This is a genomic window from Kitasatospora sp. NPDC098663 (assembly GCF_044760075.1).
GTDB lineage: Bacteria > Actinomycetota > Actinomycetes > Streptomycetales > Streptomycetaceae > Kitasatospora.
The window spans coordinates 15961-30939 of record NZ_JBIWAP010000032.1; the positions used below are offsets into that span (position 1 = coordinate 15961).

Sequence of the window (14979 nt, forward strand, 5' to 3'; positions counted from 1 at the left end):
TCGCACGGTAGTCTCAAACCCGATATGAGCATCGAACAGTCCTCCCCGAACCCGTCCGCTGCGAAGCCGCGCGTCGCGCTGGTCTTCGGCGGACGCAGCTCCGAGCACGGCGTCTCGGTGGTCACCGCCGGCAGCGTGCTCAAGGCGATCGACCGCGAGAAGTACGAGGTGCTCCCGATCGGGATCACCCCCGAGGGCCGCTGGGCGCTGGTCAGCGACGAGCCCGCCCGGATGGCCATCACCGACGGCCGGATGCCGGACGTCCCGGGCGTCGCCGAGTCCGTGGACGGGCAGGTCGCGCTGCCGATCGCCCCGGGCGACCGCGAGGTCGTCCTGAGCGAGCCGGGAAGCACCCCCAAGGCCCTCGGCGAGGTCGACGTGGTGTTCCCGCTGCTGCACGGCCCCTGGGGCGAGGACGGCACCCTGCAGGGCCTGCTCGAGCTGTCCGGCGTGCCCTACGTCGGCAACGGCGTGCTCTCCAGCGCGGTCGGCATGGACAAGGAGTTCACCAAGCGGATCCTGGCCTCGCACGGCCTTGGCGTCGGCCGGTACACCATCGTGCGGCCGCGCGACTGGGAGAGCGAGGCCGGCCGCGCCGCGGTGCGCGAGCGGGCCGCCGAGCTCGGCCTGCCGCTGTTCGTGAAGCCCTGCCGGGCCGGCTCCAGCATGGGCATCACCAAGGTCAAGGACCTCGCCGACCTCGACGCCGCGATCGAGGAGGCCCGCCGGCACGACCCCAAGCTGATCATCGAGGCCGGCGTGAGCGGCCGCGAGATCGAGTGCGGCGTGCTGGAGACCGAGGACGGCCCGAAGGCCAGCCTCCCGGCCGAGGTGCTGGTCGGCGACGGCTTCGACTTCTACGACTTCGAGGCCAAGTACATCGACTCGTCCGAGGTGCAGATCCCGGCGAAGCTCGACGACGAGCAGACCGCCGAGATCCGCCGCCAGGCGGTGGCCGCGTTCGACGCGCTCGGCTGCGAGGGCCTGGCCCGGGTGGACTTCTTCCTGCTGGAGGACGGCACCTGGATGGTCAACGAGATCAACACCATGCCCGGCTTCACCCCGATCTCGGCCTACCCGAAGATGTGGGAGGCCACCGGGCTGTCCTACCCGGAGCTGATCGACCGGCTGCTCCAGGCGGCGCTGCGACGCTCGACCGGCCTGCGGTAGCCGCACGCGAACGACGGAGGGCGGTCCGGGAAGCTCCCGGCCCGCCCTCCTCGGCGCCCTCGCGGGCTCAGCCCGGGATGGTGGCCTTCACCGCGCCGGTGAGGGCGGCGGCCGGGTCGAAGGGGTTGGCCGCCGCGCCGGCCGGGACGGTCACCTCGACGTAGGCGGCGCGCATGGTCGTCACGAAGCGGTAGCCGCCGTCGGTGAGCTTCTGCGACCACCAGGTGACGTCGTCCACGGTCGGCGACCAGTCCTTGGCGTGCTCGCCGTCCAGTTCCTCCGGACGGTCGATGCCGCAACGCAGCACCGTGCGGGGCGAGCTGGCCCACGCGGCCACGAACGGCGAGGCGGGCGACGGGTCCTTGCGGGCGTGGCCGAGCAGTTCCTGCGGCAGGGCCGCGGCCAGCGCGCGGCAGTACTCGGCCGCCTTGCCACCCGGCTGGGGAGCCGCCACCGACTCGTCGGCGGAGCTCCAACTGCCGAGCAGCACGACGACCGTGCAGGTCAGGGCGAGCGGCAGGGCCAGCCAGCGGACGGGCGCCGGCAGTGCCGTCAGCGCCTGGGGGATTCGGAGTTCTCTGGCCACCCGCCGATGGTAGCCGGGTCTTACAGGTGCACCACCGGACAGGTGAGGGTGCGGGTGATGCCCTCGACCTGCTGGATCTTGGCCACCACCAGGCGGCCCAGGTCGTCCACGGTGGCGGCCTCGGCCCGGACGATGACGTCGTACGGGCCGGTGACGTCCTCGGCCTGGAGGACGCCGGGAATCTCGGAGATCGACTGGGCCACGGCGGTGGCCTTGCCGACCTCGGTCTGGATCAGGATGTATGCCTGTACCACGGGGACCTCCGGCGGCCGGTTACGGGGATCGCCGCCGTGATCGCCCGGACGGTCGTCGGGGTGGGAACGGGCTCACCGGCAGTCTGATCACCACGCTACCGCGCGGTGGGCCGGGGAGGGGAGACCCCGACACCCCGGAAGGGCGTACGCTGCGCGCGGGGGCGCGACGGGGACGAGTTCAGATGGACATGCGAGAGGACGGCAGATGCAGGGGACCGTGGGCGAGCTCGGCGAGTTCGGTCTCATCAGGGAGCTGACCGCCCGGGTGCCGCTCACCGACGCGGTGGACCTCGGCCCCGGTGACGACGCCGCGGTGGTGAAGGCCCCGGACGGCCGAGTGGTGGCCACCACGGACGTCCTGATCGAGAACCGGCACTTCCGCCGGGACTGGTCCACCGCCTACGACGTCGGCCGCAAGGCCGCCGCCCAGAACCTCGCCGACGTGGCCGCCATGGGAGCGGTGCCCACCGCGATACTGCTCGGCCTGGTCGCCCCCGCCGACCTGCCCACCACCTGGGCCACGGAGCTGATGGACGGGCTGCGCGACGAGTGCCAGGTGGCCGGGGCGACGGTGGTCGGCGGCGACGTGGTGCGCGGCGACACCGTCACGCTGGCCATCACGGCGCTCGGGGACCTCCAGGGGCGCGCGGCTGTGACGCGCTCCGGCGCGCAGGTCGGCGACGTGGTCGCGGTGACCGGCTGGCTCGGCTGGTCGGCCGCCGGACTCACCGTGCTGCAACGCGGCTTCCGCTCCCCCCGCGCCTTCGTCGAGGCGCACCGCCGGCCCGAGCCGCCGTACCACGCGGGCCCGGCCGGCGCCGAGTTGGGCGCGACCTCGATGATCGACGTGAGCGACGGACTGGTCGCCGACCTCGGCCACGTGGCCCGGGCCAGCGCGGTGGACATCGACCTGAAGGCCGCCGACTTCGACGTCCCGGCGCAGATGGCCGACATCGGACAGGCGGTCGGGGTGGACCCGTTGGTCTGGGTGCTGTCCGGCGGCGAGGACCACGCGATCGTGGCGACCTTCCCGCGCGGGGTCCAACTCCCGGCCCGCTGGCGGGTGGTGGGCGAGGTGACCGGCCGCCCCCGGGGCAGCCGCAGCGGCCGGGTGACGGTGGACGGCGCGCCCTGGGACCGGGTCGGCGGCTGGGACCACTTCGCCGAGTGACGGGCGGCCGCGCCGATTGTCGTACGGCACACGGCGGATGACCCCCGGACACCGGCGCGCGCCGGACGGCGTGTGACCCCCGGACTCGCGGCGCACGGGCTTCGCGGGTCCGTTTTGCGTAGGCTGGCGACAACCGAGCCCGCCCGCCGTCTGGTGTGGGTGGTCTGAACCACTGCGAGCGGGAGCGCACCCAGTCATGCGTATCGGTGTACTGACCAGCGGCGGCGACTGCCCCGGCCTCAACGCGGTGATCCGCTCCGTCGTGCACCGGGGCACGGACGTGCACGGCGACGAGATCGTCGGCATCCTCGACGGCTTCCTCGGCCTGATCGAGGGCCGTACCCGGCCGGTCTCGCACGACGACGTCACCGGCCTGCTCACCCTCGGTGGCACCGTCCTGGGCTCCGCCCGGGTGCAGCGCGACCGGATCTCCTGGGCGGTGGAGAACGCGAGGACGCTGGCCCGGGACATCGGCATCGACGCGCTCATCGCGATCGGCGGCGAGGGCACACTGACCGCCGCCAGGCTGTTCAGCGACGCCGGACTGCCGGTCGTCGGGGTGCCCAAGACCATCGACAACGACATCAACGCCACCGACGCCACCTTCGGCTTCGACACCGCGGTGCACGTCGCGACGGAGGCGATCGACCGGCTCAAGACCACCGCGGAATCCCACCAGCGCGTCATGGTCGTCGAGTTGATGGGCCGTCACACCGGCTGGATCACCCTCACCGCGGGCATGGCCGGCGGCGCGCACGGCATCCTCATCCCGGAGAAGCCCTTCGACATCGAGGCGGTGGCCCGGATGGTCGACGACCGCTTCGACCGCGGCAAGAAGTTCGCCATCATCGCCGTCGCGGAGGGCGCCGCCCCGCTGCCCGGCACCATGCGCTTCGACCACGGCGAGGTCGACCAGTACGGCCACCGGACCTTCGGCGGGATCGGCAACCGGCTCGCCCACGAACTGGAGAACCTGCTCGGCAAGGAGGCCCGCCCGGTCATCCTCGGGCACACCCAGCGCGGCGGCACCCCGACCGCCCGGGACCGCGTGCTCGCCACCCGCTTCGGCTGGCACGCCGTCGAGGCCGTCCACCAGGGCGCGTTCGGCCACTTCACCGCGCTGCGCCGGACCGGGATCGAGCTGGTGCCGATCGCCGACGCGGTGACCCGGCTGAAGACGGTGCCGGAGGACCGCTGGGCGGAGTCCGAGGCCGTGCTCTGATCGCGCGCGGGTGAGGTGCCGCGCTCTGATCGCGCGCGGGTAGGTTGAGCTCATGGCCCACCCGTCTCCCACCCCCGCCCCTGGCCGGCGCCCTGCGCGCGGCCCCTCCACCGCACCCCCTCGCGTGCTCACCGTCGCAGGATCCGACTCCGGCGGTGGCGCCGGCATCCAGGCCGACCTCAAGGCGATGCTCGCCCTCGGCGTCCACGGCATGAGCGTGATCACCGCCGTCACCGCGCAGAACTCGCTCGGCGTCCAGGGCTACTGGGAGCTGCCCGCCGAGGCCGTCCGGGCGCAGTTCCGCAGCGTGGTCGACGACATCGGGGTGCAGGCCGTGAAGACCGGCATGCTCGCCTCGATCGAACTGGTCGAGACCGTCTCCGAACTGCTGGCCGGGGTGGACGCCCCGGTGGTCGTCGACCCGGTCGGCGTCTCCAAGCACGGGGACGCCCTGCTGGCCGCCGAGGCCGTCGCCACCGTCCGCGAGCGGCTGCTGCCGGTCGCCACCCTGGCCACCCCCAACCTGCACGAAGTGACCCAGCTCACCGGCCGGACGGTCGAGGACGAGGGGCAGATGCTGGACGCCGCCAAGGCGTTGGTCGACCTCGGGCCGCGCTGGGCGCTGGTCAAGGGCGGCCACCTGGAGGGCGAGGCCGCGGACCTGCTCTACGGAGGGGTCGACGAGGTGCACTGGTACCGGGCGCCGCGCTACGACAACCGGCACACCCACGGCACCGGTTGCACCCTGGCCAGCGCGATCGCGGCCGGGCTGGCCAAGGGCGAGTCGCTGCCGGAGGCGGTCGGCTCGGCCAAGGAGTACATCACCGGCGCGATCGCCGGCGGCTTCGCGCTCGGCGCCGGGATCGGCCCGGTCGACCACGCCTGGCGCTGGCGCTGACCCGGCCGGCGGGCGGGCCCCCGGGCCCGCCCACCACCGCGGGTGTGGCGGGGAACACGGGTGCGGCGGGACGGCGGTGGCCGGAAAGCGCGGCGGGAAAACAGTGAAGCCGGTTCATCCGAGGATGAACCGGCTTCACTGGAGGACCGGCATGCCGGTCTGCGCGTCAGCGCGAGACCTTACCGGCCTTGATGCACGAGGTGCAGACGTTGAGCCGCTTCGGCGTCCGCCCAATCACAGCGCGCACCGTCTGAATGTTGGGGTTCCAACGACGGGGGGTACGGCGGTGCGAGTGGGAGATGCTGTTGCCGAAGCCCGGCCCCTTGCCGCAGACGTCGCAGTTGGCAGCCACAGGAGTCACTCCAAGACTTCAGATCATTTACGTTCGACAACCCCGCTGGACCAGCGGAGCACTCGCGTGAACCTGACCGGACCGAGGGGTGAGCCTGGATTGTTCCAGGCAACCGGAAGAGCATACAACGCCTGTTCCGGTTCAACGAAACTACCATGTCCGGCAGGGTGATCGCTCCGGTCGCCGGTCCGGGCGACCCTCCCCGGCCCCCGATAACCTGCCGGTATCACCCCTCGCCGCGGCCCTGGCCGTGCTGCTGCCCCGCAGGCCGTCGCGGCGTCCCACCCGGAGGAGACCTGGTGCTGCACACGCTCGACGCCCCGGCCGTGCGCACCTGGTGCCAGCTCGCCCTGCGTGCGCTCGGCCAGGCCCGCGAGGAGATCGACGCGCTCAACGTCTATCCCGTTCCGGACGGCGACACCGGCACCAACCTCTACCTGACCGTCGAGTCCGCCGCCGCCGAGGTGGAGAGCCGCTTCGCCGACCCCGCCGCCGACCCGGCCCCCGGCCTGGCGGACACCGCACGGGCGATGGCCCGCGGCGCGCTGGTCGGCGCCCGCGGCAACTCCGGGGTGATCCTCGCCCAGTGGCTGCGCGGCACCGCCGAGACGCTCGCCGAGGGCGGCGGCGCCGACCAACTGCGGGCCGCCCTGCAACGGGCCGCCGACTCCGCCTACCAGGCCGTCGCGGAGCCCGTCGAGGGCACCCTGCTGACCGTCGCCCGGGTCGCCGCCCGGGAGGCCGTCCGGGCCGGGGACGGGCTCGCGCAGGTCGCCGACACCGCCTACCGGGCCGCCCGGGACGCGCTGCGGCACACCCCCGAACAGCTCGCCGTGCTGGCCGAGAACGGGGTCGTGGACGCCGGCGGGCGCGGCCTGGTCGCCGTGCTCGGCGCGCTCGCCGACGCCGTCGCCGGGCAGCAGCCGATGGGCCCGGTCGCGCTGCGCGGGGACGTACGGGAGGTCGAGAGCTGCGCGGTGCACCTGAGGCCGCCGGGCCCCGGCCACCCCGCGTTCGAGGTGATCTACCTGCTCGACGCGCCCGACGAGGCCCTGCCCGCGCTGCGCGGGCGGCTCGGCGCGCTCGGCGACTCCCTGGTGGTCGGCGGCGGCGACGGCCTGTGGAACGTGCACGTCCACGTGGACGACGCGGGCGCCGCCGTCGAGGCCGGGGTCGAGGCCGGGCGGCCGCACCAGATCCGGATCACGCACTTCGCCGAGGCCGCCGCCCGGGCCGGCAGCGCCGCCGAGCGCGGCGAACGCCGGGAACGGGCCCGCGCGGTGCTCTGCGTGGTGTCCGGCGGGGGGCTGGCCGAGTTGTGTGAACAGGCCGGCGCCGTCGCCCTGCACGCCGACCCGGACCGCCCGCCGGCCAGTGCCGAACTCGCCGCCGCCGTGCGCCGCTCGGCCGCCCGCGAGGTCGTCCTGCTGCTCAACGACCCCGAACTGCGCGCCGCCGCCGGGGCCGCCGCCGACCAGCTGCGCGAGGAGGGCGTGCGGATCGCCGTGCTGCCGACCCGCTCGCCGGTGCAGGGCCTGGCGGCGCTCGCGGTGCACGAGGGCGGCCGCCGCTTCGACGAGGACGTGGTCGCCATGACCTCCGCGGCCGGCGCCACCCGGTACGCCGAACTCGCCGTGGCCGAGGGGGAGTCCTGGACGATGGCCGGGGTCTGCCAGGCCGGGGACGTGCTCGGCCTGATCGACGGCGACGTCGCGGTGATCGGCACCGGGCTGGCGGAGGTCGGGGCGAGTGTCCTGGACCGGATGCTCGGCGCGGGCGGCGAACTCGTCACCCTGGTCCTCGGCGAGGGCGCCGACGAGGCGCTCGCCGACCGCCTGGTGGCGCACGCCCGGCACCGGCGGCCCGAGGTCGACGCGGTGGTCTTCCACGGCGGCCAGGAGTCCGCGCCGCTGCTCATCGGGGTGGAGTAGGGCACGCCGCAGAGCCCGGAATGTCGGCCCCGTGGTGTAAACAGGGGCCTGATGGGCGCTCTCGATGAACCACTGACCAAACTCGTCGGCGACCGCACCGCGAAGGTGCTCGCCGACAGCCTCAAGCTGCGCACGGTCGGGGACCTGCTGCACCACTATCCGCGCCGCTACGTCGAACGCGGCCAGCTCACCAGCCTGGACGAGCTGGAGATCGACGAGCACGTCACCGTGCTGGCCCGGATCGAGAAGGTCACCCTGATCCCGTTCCGCGGCCGCAAGGGCGACCGGCTGGAGGTCGTCGTCACCGACGGCCGCAGCCGGCTCTCGCTGGTCTTCTTCAACCAGGGCTGGCGGCAGAAGGAGCTCAAGTCCGGCGCCCAGGGCCTGTTCGCGGGCAAGGTCGGCGTCTTCAACCGCAGCCGCCAGCTGGTCTCGCCGGACTACCAGCTGCTCGACGAGGACGCCGGCTCGGACGCCGCCCGGCAGTTCGCCGGCCGGCTGATCCCGGTCTACGGCGCCAGCGCGCAGATGCCCAGCTGGAAGCTGTCGATCTGCATCGAGACGGCCCTCACCAAGCACCTGGCCGACGTCGGCGAGCCACTGCCCGCCGAACTGCGCGAGCGGCACGGGCTGATCCCGCTGCCCGAGGCGCTGGAGCTGATCCACCGCCCGCGCGGCCAGGCCGACCGCGAGCTCGCCCAGAGCCGGCTGCGCTGGGACGAGGCCTTCGTCCTCCAGGTCGCCCTGGCGCAGCGCCGGGCCGCCGAGTCCGCGCTGCCCGCCGTCCCGCGCAGGGCCCGCGCGGGCGGCCTGCTGGACGCCTTCGACGCCCGGCTGCCGTTCACCCTCACCGAGGGCCAGCAGAAGGTGTCCGCCGAGATCGCCGCCGACCTCGCGAGCGAGCACCCGATGCACCGGCTGCTCCAGGGCGAGGTCGGCTCCGGCAAGACCCTGGTCGCGCTGCGCGCCATGCTCGCCGTGGTCGACGCGGGCGGCCAGGCCGTGCTGCTCGCGCCCACCGAGGTGCTGGCCCAGCAGCACCACCGCTCGATCGTCGAGATGATGGGCGACCTGGCGGAGGGCGGCATGCTCGGCGGCTCCGACCTCGGCACCCGGGTGGTGCTGCTGACCGGCTCCATGGGCGTCCCGGCCCGCCGCCAGGCGCTGCTCGACATGGCCTGCGGCGACGCGGGCATCGCCATCGGCACCCACGCGCTGATCGAGGACAAGGTCCAGTTCCAGGACCTCGGCCTGGTCGTGGTCGACGAGCAGCACCGCTTCGGCGTCGAACAGCGGGACGCCCTGCGCGCCAAGGGCGAACAGCCGCCGCACCTGCTGGTGATGACCGCCACCCCGATCCCGCGCACCGTCGCGATGACCGTCTTCGGGGACCTGGAGACGTCCGTCCTCGACCAGCTGCCGGCTGGCCGCTCGCCGATCTCCACCCACGTCGTCCCCGCGCTGGAGAAGCCCAACTTCCTCACCCGGGCCTGGGAGCGCGTGCGCGAGGAGGTCACCAAGGGCCACCAGGCGTACGTGGTCTGCCCCCGGATCGGGGACGAGGAGCCCGCCGCCGAGCCGAAGAAGAAGCGGAAGGCGGCCGAGGAGGACCTGGAGGACGTCGCCGACGCCGGTGCCGGGAGTGACGAACGGCGGCCCCCGCTCTCCGTGGTGGAGACCGCGGGGAAGCTGGTCGGGGGGCCGTTGCAGGGCCTGCGGGTGGAGATCCTGCACGGCCGGCTGGCCCCGGAGGCCAAGGACGAGGTGATGCGCCGGTTCACGGCCGGCGAGGTGGACGTGCTGGTCGCCACCACCGTCATCGAGGTCGGCGTCAACGTCCCCAACTCCACCGCGATGGTCATCATGGACGCCGACCGCTTCGGCGTCTCCCAGCTGCACCAGCTGCGCGGCCGGGTCGGCCGCGGCAGCGCCGCGGGCCTGTGCCTGCTGGTCAGCGACATGCCTGCGGGCAGCGCCGCCCGGGCCCGGCTGGACGCGGTGGCCGGCACCCTGGACGGCTTCGAGCTGTCCCGGATCGACCTCGAACAGCGCCGCGAGGGCGACGTGCTGGGCCAGGCGCAGTCCGGGGTGAAGTCCTCGCTCAAGGTGCTCTCGGTGCTGGAGGACGAGGAGGTCATCCTCACCGCCCGGACGGAGGCCACCCGGCTGGTCGCCGAGGACCGCGAGCTGGCCGCCCACCCGGAGCTGCGCACCGCGCTGGAGAGCCTGCTCGACGAGGACCGCGCGGCCTATATGGAGAAGGGCTGAGCGGCCGCCTCCGGCCCCGGAATTGTCAGACCCCCGCGAGAGAATGAAGGTGTTCAGGGCGCACCCCCAAGGTGCGTACCTGGCACGACATTTGGGGGTCCTGCCATGGCATTCCGTCATCTCAACGAGCTCCCGCTGGGCGACAAGGTCTTCCGGATCGAACTCGCCAGCGACGACGACCGCGAGGTCACCCTCACCCTGACCGGCTGGCGCGAGGGGGCGGCCGCCCAGCCGCTCGCCTCGGGCAAGCTCCGCCTGCCGGTCGAGGACGTCGCCTCGCTGCGGATCGCGCTCAACCGCGCGCTGCGGGCGCTGGCGATCGTCGCCGACGTCTCCGAGCCCATCCCCGACCGCGACGTGCTGCGCGAGCTGTACCCCGGCCACGGCGCCCCCTGGGTCCCGCAGCACGAGGAGGAGCTGGTCCGGCGCTTCCACGACGGCGAGACCGTCGCCCGGATCGCCGCCCGCTTCGGCCGCACCCCCGACTCCGTCCGCACCAAGCTGCGCGAGCTCGGGCACGACCCGCGCCGCCCCGAGTTCTGCCCGCCCGACGGCTGCCTGTCCTGGTCCCGCTACGCCTCGCCGGCGCTGCTCGGCGCGGCCGCCCCGGCCCCGCCGGCGGGCTCCGAGGCGAGCTGAGACGCGCCCTCGGGCCGGCTGAGGCGGGCTCCGGGGCGGGCTGAGCCGTGACCCCGAGGCCCCACCGATCCGCCGGTGGGGCCTCGACCCGTATAGCGTGGTCGGGCAGCGACGAAAGGACCTTCCCCCACCATGACCCGCGTGATCGCCGGGCTGGCCGGCGGCCGCCGGCTGGCCGTACCGCCAGGCCGGGGCACCCGCCCGACCTCCGACAAGGCCCGTGAGGCGATGTTCTCCACCCTGGAGGCGCTGCGCGGCACCCTGCACGGGACCCGGATGCTCGACCTGTTCGGCGGATCGGGCGCGGTCGGCCTGGAGGCGCTGTCGCGCGGCGCCGAGCACGTCCTGCTGGTCGAGGCGGATGGCCAGGCGGCCCGGGTGATCCGGGAGAACGTCCGCACGATCGGCCTGCCGGGCGTGGAGGTGAAGGCCGCCAGGGCCGAGCAGGTGATCGCGGGCCCGTCCCCGCAGACCCCGTACGACCTGGTCTTCCTCGACCCGCCGTACGTCGTGACGGACGACGAACTGCGCGAGATGCTGATCACACTCCTGGCCGGGGGCTGGCTCGCGGAGGACGCACTCGTCACCGTGGAGCGCAGCACCCGTGGCGGCGAGTTCGGCTGGCCCGAGGGCTTCGAGGTGCTGCGCTCGCGCCGCTACGGCGAGGGCACGCTCTGGTACGGTCGCGCCGCCGCCGAGACCAGCCAGCACGAGTAGCGGGCCGAGGCCCGCAGCAGCCGTCACCCCACGAGGGAGCACCCACGCCATGCGCCGCGCCGTCTGTCCCGGTTCGTTCGACCCGATCACCAACGGTCATCTCGACATCATCGGGCGGGCCTCGAAGCTGTACGACGTCGTGCACGTCACGGTCCTGATCAACCGCAACAAGCAGGGCATGTTCAGCGTCGAGGAGCGGATGGACCTGATCGAGGAGGTCACCGCGGACTTCGGCAACGTGGTGGTCGAGTCGTACCACGGCCTGCTGGTGGACTTCTGCCGGGAGCGCGGGATCCCCGCGATCATCAAGGGCCTGCGCGCGGTCAGCGACTTCGACTACGAGCTGCAGATGGCCCAGATGAACCACGGCCTGTCCGGGGTGGAGACGCTGTTCGTGCCGACCTCCCCGACGTACAGCTTCCTCTCCTCGACGCTGGTCAAGGAAGTCGCCTCGTACGGCGGGGACGTCTCCCACCTGCTGCCGGAGACGGTGCACCGGCGGCTGGTCGAGCGGATCGCGGAGCGCAGGGCCCAGCAGTAGGCGGGAGCGTCGGCGCCGCGGGGCGGGCGTCCGTTTCTGCCGGTTCGTCATGACTTGTCCGACGCCCGGTCGACCGGTTCGGCTCGGGCGTTGTGACCTCGCCGCGCGGTGGCCGTACAGTCTGTATTCCTGCCCCTGCGGTGAGGTTCACCGCGTCGGGCCTGCCTCCGCCGGACCGTCGGCGGCACACGGAAAGACGAAGCCCCGTGGACGTGCAGAACAAGGTCGACGAGATCGTCGCGGCGGTCGAGAACGCCCGCTCGATGCCGATGTCGGCCTCCTGCGTGGTGAACCGGGCCGAACTGATCGGCCTGCTCAACGCCCTCAAGGCGGAGCTGCCCGCCGAACTCGCCCAGGCCCAGTCGATGATGGCCGACCACGAGCAGGTGGTGGCCGGGGCCCAGGCCGAGGCCGACCGGATCATCCAGGGTGCGCACGCCGAGCGCGGCTCGCTGATCTCGGACACCGAGGTGGTCCGCCGGGCCCAGGCCGAGGCCGACCGGATCCTCGCCGAGGCCCGTGGCGAGATCGAGGCCAAGCGTGCCGAGGCCGACGACTACGTGGACAGCAAGCTCGCCAACTTCGAGGTCGTGCTGACCAAGACGCTCGGCGCCGTCGGTCGCGGCCGGACCAAGCTGCGCGGTGACTCCAGCGTCTTCGAGACCGAGTTCGACGGCGAGACGGACGGCGAGGAGTTCCAGCCGCAGCGGATCACCCCCAGCCCCGAGGTCGACGAGTACGTCGATGTGAAGCTCGCCACGCTGGAGAACGTCCTCAGCGCCACCCTGGAGGCCGTCGGCAAGGGTCGCGACAAGCTGCTCGGCAAGCGGCCGATCGACGAGCTGGGCGCCTACCTGGCCGCCGCCGACGAGGCGCAGCAGGCCAAGGAGCGGGCCGAGGCGGTGGCCGCCGGCTTCGCCGCGGACGGCGATGCCAACGGCGACGACATCGCCTGGTACCGCGAGGACGTCCCGCAGCAGCAGACCTGGCCGGAGCAGACCCCGGCCGCGGCGGGCTGGCAGGCCCAGGGCGTCGACCAGTACGCGGCCGCCCAGCAGCAGGGCGGGCAGCAGCAGGGGCAGTACGCCGAGGTGTACGCCGGCGGCTACGACCCGGCCGGCCAGGGCGACCCGTACGGTGCCCAGTGGGGGCACCAGCAGCAGGGCGCCGCGGACGGCTACCCGCCGCAGCAGCACCCGGACTACGCGGCCCAGCAGCAGCACGGGGACTACGGCTATCCGCAACAGCAGCAGCCGGGTTACGGCGCGCAGCAGTACGACGCCTACACCTACCCGCAGCAGCCCGCCGCCCCGCCGGTCGTGCCGCAACAACAGCAGCAGCAGCCGGGTCTGGACGAGACCAGCTTCTTCGACACCAGCATGATCGACATGACCCGGCTCCGGGAGCTGGGCGGCCGCTGAGCCGGCCCCGCGCGGGCCCGGCGGAAGCTCCTGACGGGAGCGAAGTTGGGCCTGGCGGGAGACTCCGGTAGGCTGACCACTCCGGCCTTTTCGTGTCGGACTGTCGGCTTGCCCGCGCACCGCTGGTGCGGTGGCACCGCGATCGAAGATTCCCCATGGAAGTCAGGACACCTTGAACCGCCTCGACCACCGCGACCCCCTCGTGTTCGACACGCACGAGCTGGGACGTCGCCCGGGCTCGCTGCGCAAGGTGTCCCGCACCCTGGAGGCCCCCGCGGGCCTGGGGATCATCGACGTGATCGGCGTCCCCGAGAAGAGCGAGCTCCGGCTGGAGCTCCGCCTGGAGTCCGTGGTCGAGGGCGTGCTGGTCACCGGCACCGCCCAGGCCCAGGTCGAGGGCGAGTGCGCCCGGTGCCTGGAGCCCGTCGAGGACGACCTCGACGTCGACTTCCAGGAGCTGTACTACTACCCGGAGTCCGACGAGCGTCACCGCGCCCGGACCGCCGGGGCCGAGGACCTCGACGAGGACTCGGAAGAAGATACTTACCGCCTGGAGGGCGACTTCTTCGACCTCCAGCCGGTGCTGCGTGACGCGGTGGTGCTCGCACTGCCGCTGCAGCCGGTGTGCCAGGAAGACTGCCTGGGTCTGTGCTCCGAGTGCGGAGCGCGCCTGAGCGACGACCCGACGCACCACCACGACGCCGCCGACCCCCGGTGGGCGGCTCTGCAGGGACTCTCCGCCGCCCCCGGCGACGAGGGTGACGGGATCAAGAACAGCGACACCCGTGAGGGTCTCGCCGAGAACCAGGAGAAGTAGCCGTGGCTGTTCCGAAGCGGAAGATGTCGCGCAGCAACACGCGCCACCGTCGGTCCAACTGGAAGGCCGTTGTTCCGGCCCTCGTGGCGTGCGACCGCTGCCACGAGCCGAAGCTGGGTCACATCGCGTGCCCGAGCTGCGGCACGTACAACCGTCGCCAGGTCCTCTCGGTCTGATCGGCGGGGTGCACGGATCGATGTCGGACGGTAACTCCACCCGCAAGGCGTCCTCCGCCCCGAAGGGTTCCTCTTCGGGCGGTGGCAAGGCCGGTGGGCCGGCTTCGACCGAATACGACGTCCTGGAAGGGCGCCTCGGGTACACACTCGAGCGCGCCCTTCTGGTGCGTGCCCTGACCCACCGCTCGTACGCGTACGAGAACGGGGGTCTGCCCACCAACGAGCGCCTGGAGTTCCTCGGCGACTCGGTGCTGGGCCTCGTGGTGACCGACACCCTCTACCGCGTCCACCCGGACGTGCCGGAGGGCACGCTCGCCAAGCTGCGCGCCGCGGTGGTGAACTCCCGCGCGCTCGCGGACGTCGGCCGGGGCCTGGAACTCGGCACGTTCATCCGGCTCGGCAAGGGCGAGGAGGGCACCGGCGGCCGCGACAAGTCGTCGATCCTCGCCGACACGGTCGAGGCCGTGATCGGAGCCGTCTACCTGGACCAGGGTCTGGACGCGGCCACCGAGTTCGTCCACCGGCTGTTCGACCCGCTGATCGAGGAGTCCTCCCAGCTGGGCGCAGGTCTGGACTGGAAGACCAGCCTCCAGGAGCTCACCGCCTCGGTGGGCATCGGGGTGCCCGAGTACGTGGTCATGGAGTCCGGTCCGGACCACGAGAAGACCTTCACCGCGGCGGCCCGGGTGGCCGGCGAGGACTTCGGCAGCGGCGTCGGCCGCTCGAAGAAGGAGGCCGAGCAGAAGGCCGCCGAGAGCGCCTGGCGGGCGATCAAGGAGAAGTACGCCGACCGGCTGCCCGCCGGGGCGTGAGGGA

General features: G+C 73.1%; 16 protein-coding genes. 13 read left to right on the plus strand and 3 right to left on the minus strand.

Annotation, left to right across the window (positions count from 1 at the left end; translation table 11 throughout):
* Positions 1-24: 24 nt before the first annotated feature.
* The gene (locus tag ACIQVZ_RS29395) at positions 25-1170 is read left to right on the plus strand and encodes a D-alanine--D-alanine ligase family protein (protein WP_350882957.1); all 1146 of its coding nucleotides are present in this window, start codon (positions 25-27) and stop codon (positions 1168-1170) included.
* Positions 1171-1237: 67 nt separating this feature from the next.
* On the opposite strand, the gene ACIQVZ_RS29400 is transcribed toward ACIQVZ_RS29395, so the two are convergent.
* Positions 1238-1756 (minus strand): DUF3515 domain-containing protein, encoded by a 519-nt coding sequence (locus ACIQVZ_RS29400; protein ID WP_402454037.1) that lies wholly within the window; start codon positions 1754-1756, stop codon positions 1238-1240.
* A 20-nt stretch (positions 1757-1776) separates the two neighbouring features.
* Positions 1777-2010, minus strand: a complete 234-nt coding sequence (locus ACIQVZ_RS29405) for an Lrp/AsnC ligand binding domain-containing protein (RefSeq protein WP_350882953.1) — start codon at positions 2008-2010, stop codon at positions 1777-1779.
* A gap of 205 nt (positions 2011-2215) precedes the next feature.
* On the opposite strand from ACIQVZ_RS29405, the gene ACIQVZ_RS29410 reads away from it, so the two are divergent.
* The 3 genes from ACIQVZ_RS29410 (at position 2216) to thiD (ending at position 5301) form a co-directional block, all read left to right on the plus strand.
* Complete coding sequence (locus ACIQVZ_RS29410; RefSeq protein WP_350882951.1) at positions 2216-3181, plus strand: thiamine-phosphate kinase; 966 nt, start codon at positions 2216-2218, stop codon at positions 3179-3181.
* 196 nt (positions 3182-3377) lie between these two features.
* Positions 3378-4403: an ATP-dependent 6-phosphofructokinase gene (locus ACIQVZ_RS29415; RefSeq protein ID WP_350882949.1), complete on the plus strand. Its 1026-nt coding sequence runs from the start codon at positions 3378-3380 to the stop codon at positions 4401-4403.
* Positions 4404-4455: 52 nt separating this feature from the next.
* Positions 4456-5301 (plus strand): bifunctional hydroxymethylpyrimidine kinase/phosphomethylpyrimidine kinase, encoded by an 846-nt coding sequence (thiD, locus tag ACIQVZ_RS29420; RefSeq protein ID WP_350882947.1) that lies wholly within the window; start codon positions 4456-4458, stop codon positions 5299-5301.
* 166 nt (positions 5302-5467) lie between these two features.
* Here thiD and rpmB read toward each other — a convergent pair whose 3' ends face one another.
* Entirely contained in the window at positions 5468-5653 is a 186-nt protein-coding gene (gene rpmB, locus ACIQVZ_RS29425; RefSeq protein WP_014138233.1) for a 50S ribosomal protein L28, read from the minus strand.
* A gap of 299 nt (positions 5654-5952) precedes the next feature.
* On the opposite strand from rpmB, the gene ACIQVZ_RS29430 reads away from it, so the two are divergent.
* The 9 genes from ACIQVZ_RS29430 to rnc all read left to right on the plus strand — a co-directional run bounded on the left by ACIQVZ_RS29430 (position 5953) and on the right by rnc (position 14975).
* Complete coding sequence (locus ACIQVZ_RS29430; protein WP_350882945.1) at positions 5953-7584, plus strand: DAK2 domain-containing protein; 1632 nt, start codon at positions 5953-5955, stop codon at positions 7582-7584.
* 51 nt (positions 7585-7635) lie between these two features.
* Positions 7636-9852: an ATP-dependent DNA helicase RecG gene (gene recG, locus ACIQVZ_RS29435; protein WP_402454040.1), complete on the plus strand. Its 2217-nt coding sequence runs from the start codon at positions 7636-7638 to the stop codon at positions 9850-9852.
* Positions 9853-9957: 105 nt separating this feature from the next.
* Complete coding sequence (locus tag ACIQVZ_RS29440; protein ID WP_350882941.1) at positions 9958-10491, plus strand: hypothetical protein; 534 nt, start codon at positions 9958-9960, stop codon at positions 10489-10491.
* Positions 10492-10623: 132 nt separating this feature from the next.
* On the plus strand, positions 10624-11208 hold the full coding sequence (gene rsmD / locus ACIQVZ_RS29445; protein WP_350882939.1) for a 16S rRNA (guanine(966)-N(2))-methyltransferase RsmD: 585 nt from the start codon (positions 10624-10626) through the stop codon (positions 11206-11208).
* 49 nt (positions 11209-11257) lie between these two features.
* The gene (gene coaD / locus ACIQVZ_RS29450) at positions 11258-11749 is read left to right on the plus strand and encodes a pantetheine-phosphate adenylyltransferase (RefSeq protein ID WP_350882937.1); all 492 of its coding nucleotides are present in this window, start codon (positions 11258-11260) and stop codon (positions 11747-11749) included.
* Positions 11750-11955: 206 nt separating this feature from the next.
* Positions 11956-13170 carry a cell division initiation protein gene (locus ACIQVZ_RS29455; RefSeq protein WP_402454045.1) on the plus strand — a complete coding sequence of 405 codons (1215 nt, stop codon included), beginning with the start codon at positions 11956-11958 and terminating at the stop codon, positions 13168-13170.
* 172 nt (positions 13171-13342) lie between these two features.
* Entirely contained in the window at positions 13343-13987 is a 645-nt protein-coding gene (locus tag ACIQVZ_RS29460) for a DUF177 domain-containing protein (RefSeq protein ID WP_350882933.1), read from the plus strand.
* Positions 13988-13989: 2 nt separating this feature from the next.
* Positions 13990-14163 (plus strand): 50S ribosomal protein L32, encoded by a 174-nt coding sequence (gene rpmF / locus ACIQVZ_RS29465; protein WP_030056747.1) that lies wholly within the window; start codon positions 13990-13992, stop codon positions 14161-14163.
* 20 nt (positions 14164-14183) lie between these two features.
* Positions 14184-14975 (plus strand): ribonuclease III, encoded by a 792-nt coding sequence (gene rnc, locus ACIQVZ_RS29470; protein ID WP_350882931.1) that lies wholly within the window; start codon positions 14184-14186, stop codon positions 14973-14975.
* Positions 14976-14979 lie beyond the last annotated feature (4 nt).

Bases quoted from the DNA above. Each gene is read 5' to 3' on its own strand.
- thiD (WP_350882947.1), top strand. From the start codon at position 4,456: ATGGCCCACCCGTCTCCCACCCCCGCCCCTGGCCGGCGCCCTGCGCGC.
- recG (WP_402454040.1), top strand. From the start codon at position 7,636: ATGGGCGCTCTCGATGAACCACTGACCAAACTCGTCGGCGACCGCACC.
- ACIQVZ_RS29440 (WP_350882941.1), top strand. From the start codon at position 9,958: ATGGCATTCCGTCATCTCAACGAGCTCCCGCTGGGCGACAAGGTCTTC.
- rsmD (WP_350882939.1), top strand. From the start codon at position 10,624: ATGACCCGCGTGATCGCCGGGCTGGCCGGCGGCCGCCGGCTGGCCGTA.
- ACIQVZ_RS29415 (WP_350882949.1), top strand. From the start codon at position 3,378: ATGCGTATCGGTGTACTGACCAGCGGCGGCGACTGCCCCGGCCTCAAC.
- coaD (WP_350882937.1), top strand. From the start codon at position 11,258: ATGCGCCGCGCCGTCTGTCCCGGTTCGTTCGACCCGATCACCAACGGT.
- rnc (WP_350882931.1), top strand. From the start codon at position 14,184: ATGTCGGACGGTAACTCCACCCGCAAGGCGTCCTCCGCCCCGAAGGGT.
- ACIQVZ_RS29410 (WP_350882951.1), top strand. From the start codon at position 2,216: ATGCAGGGGACCGTGGGCGAGCTCGGCGAGTTCGGTCTCATCAGGGAG.
- ACIQVZ_RS29395 (WP_350882957.1), top strand. From the start codon at position 25: ATGAGCATCGAACAGTCCTCCCCGAACCCGTCCGCTGCGAAGCCGCGC.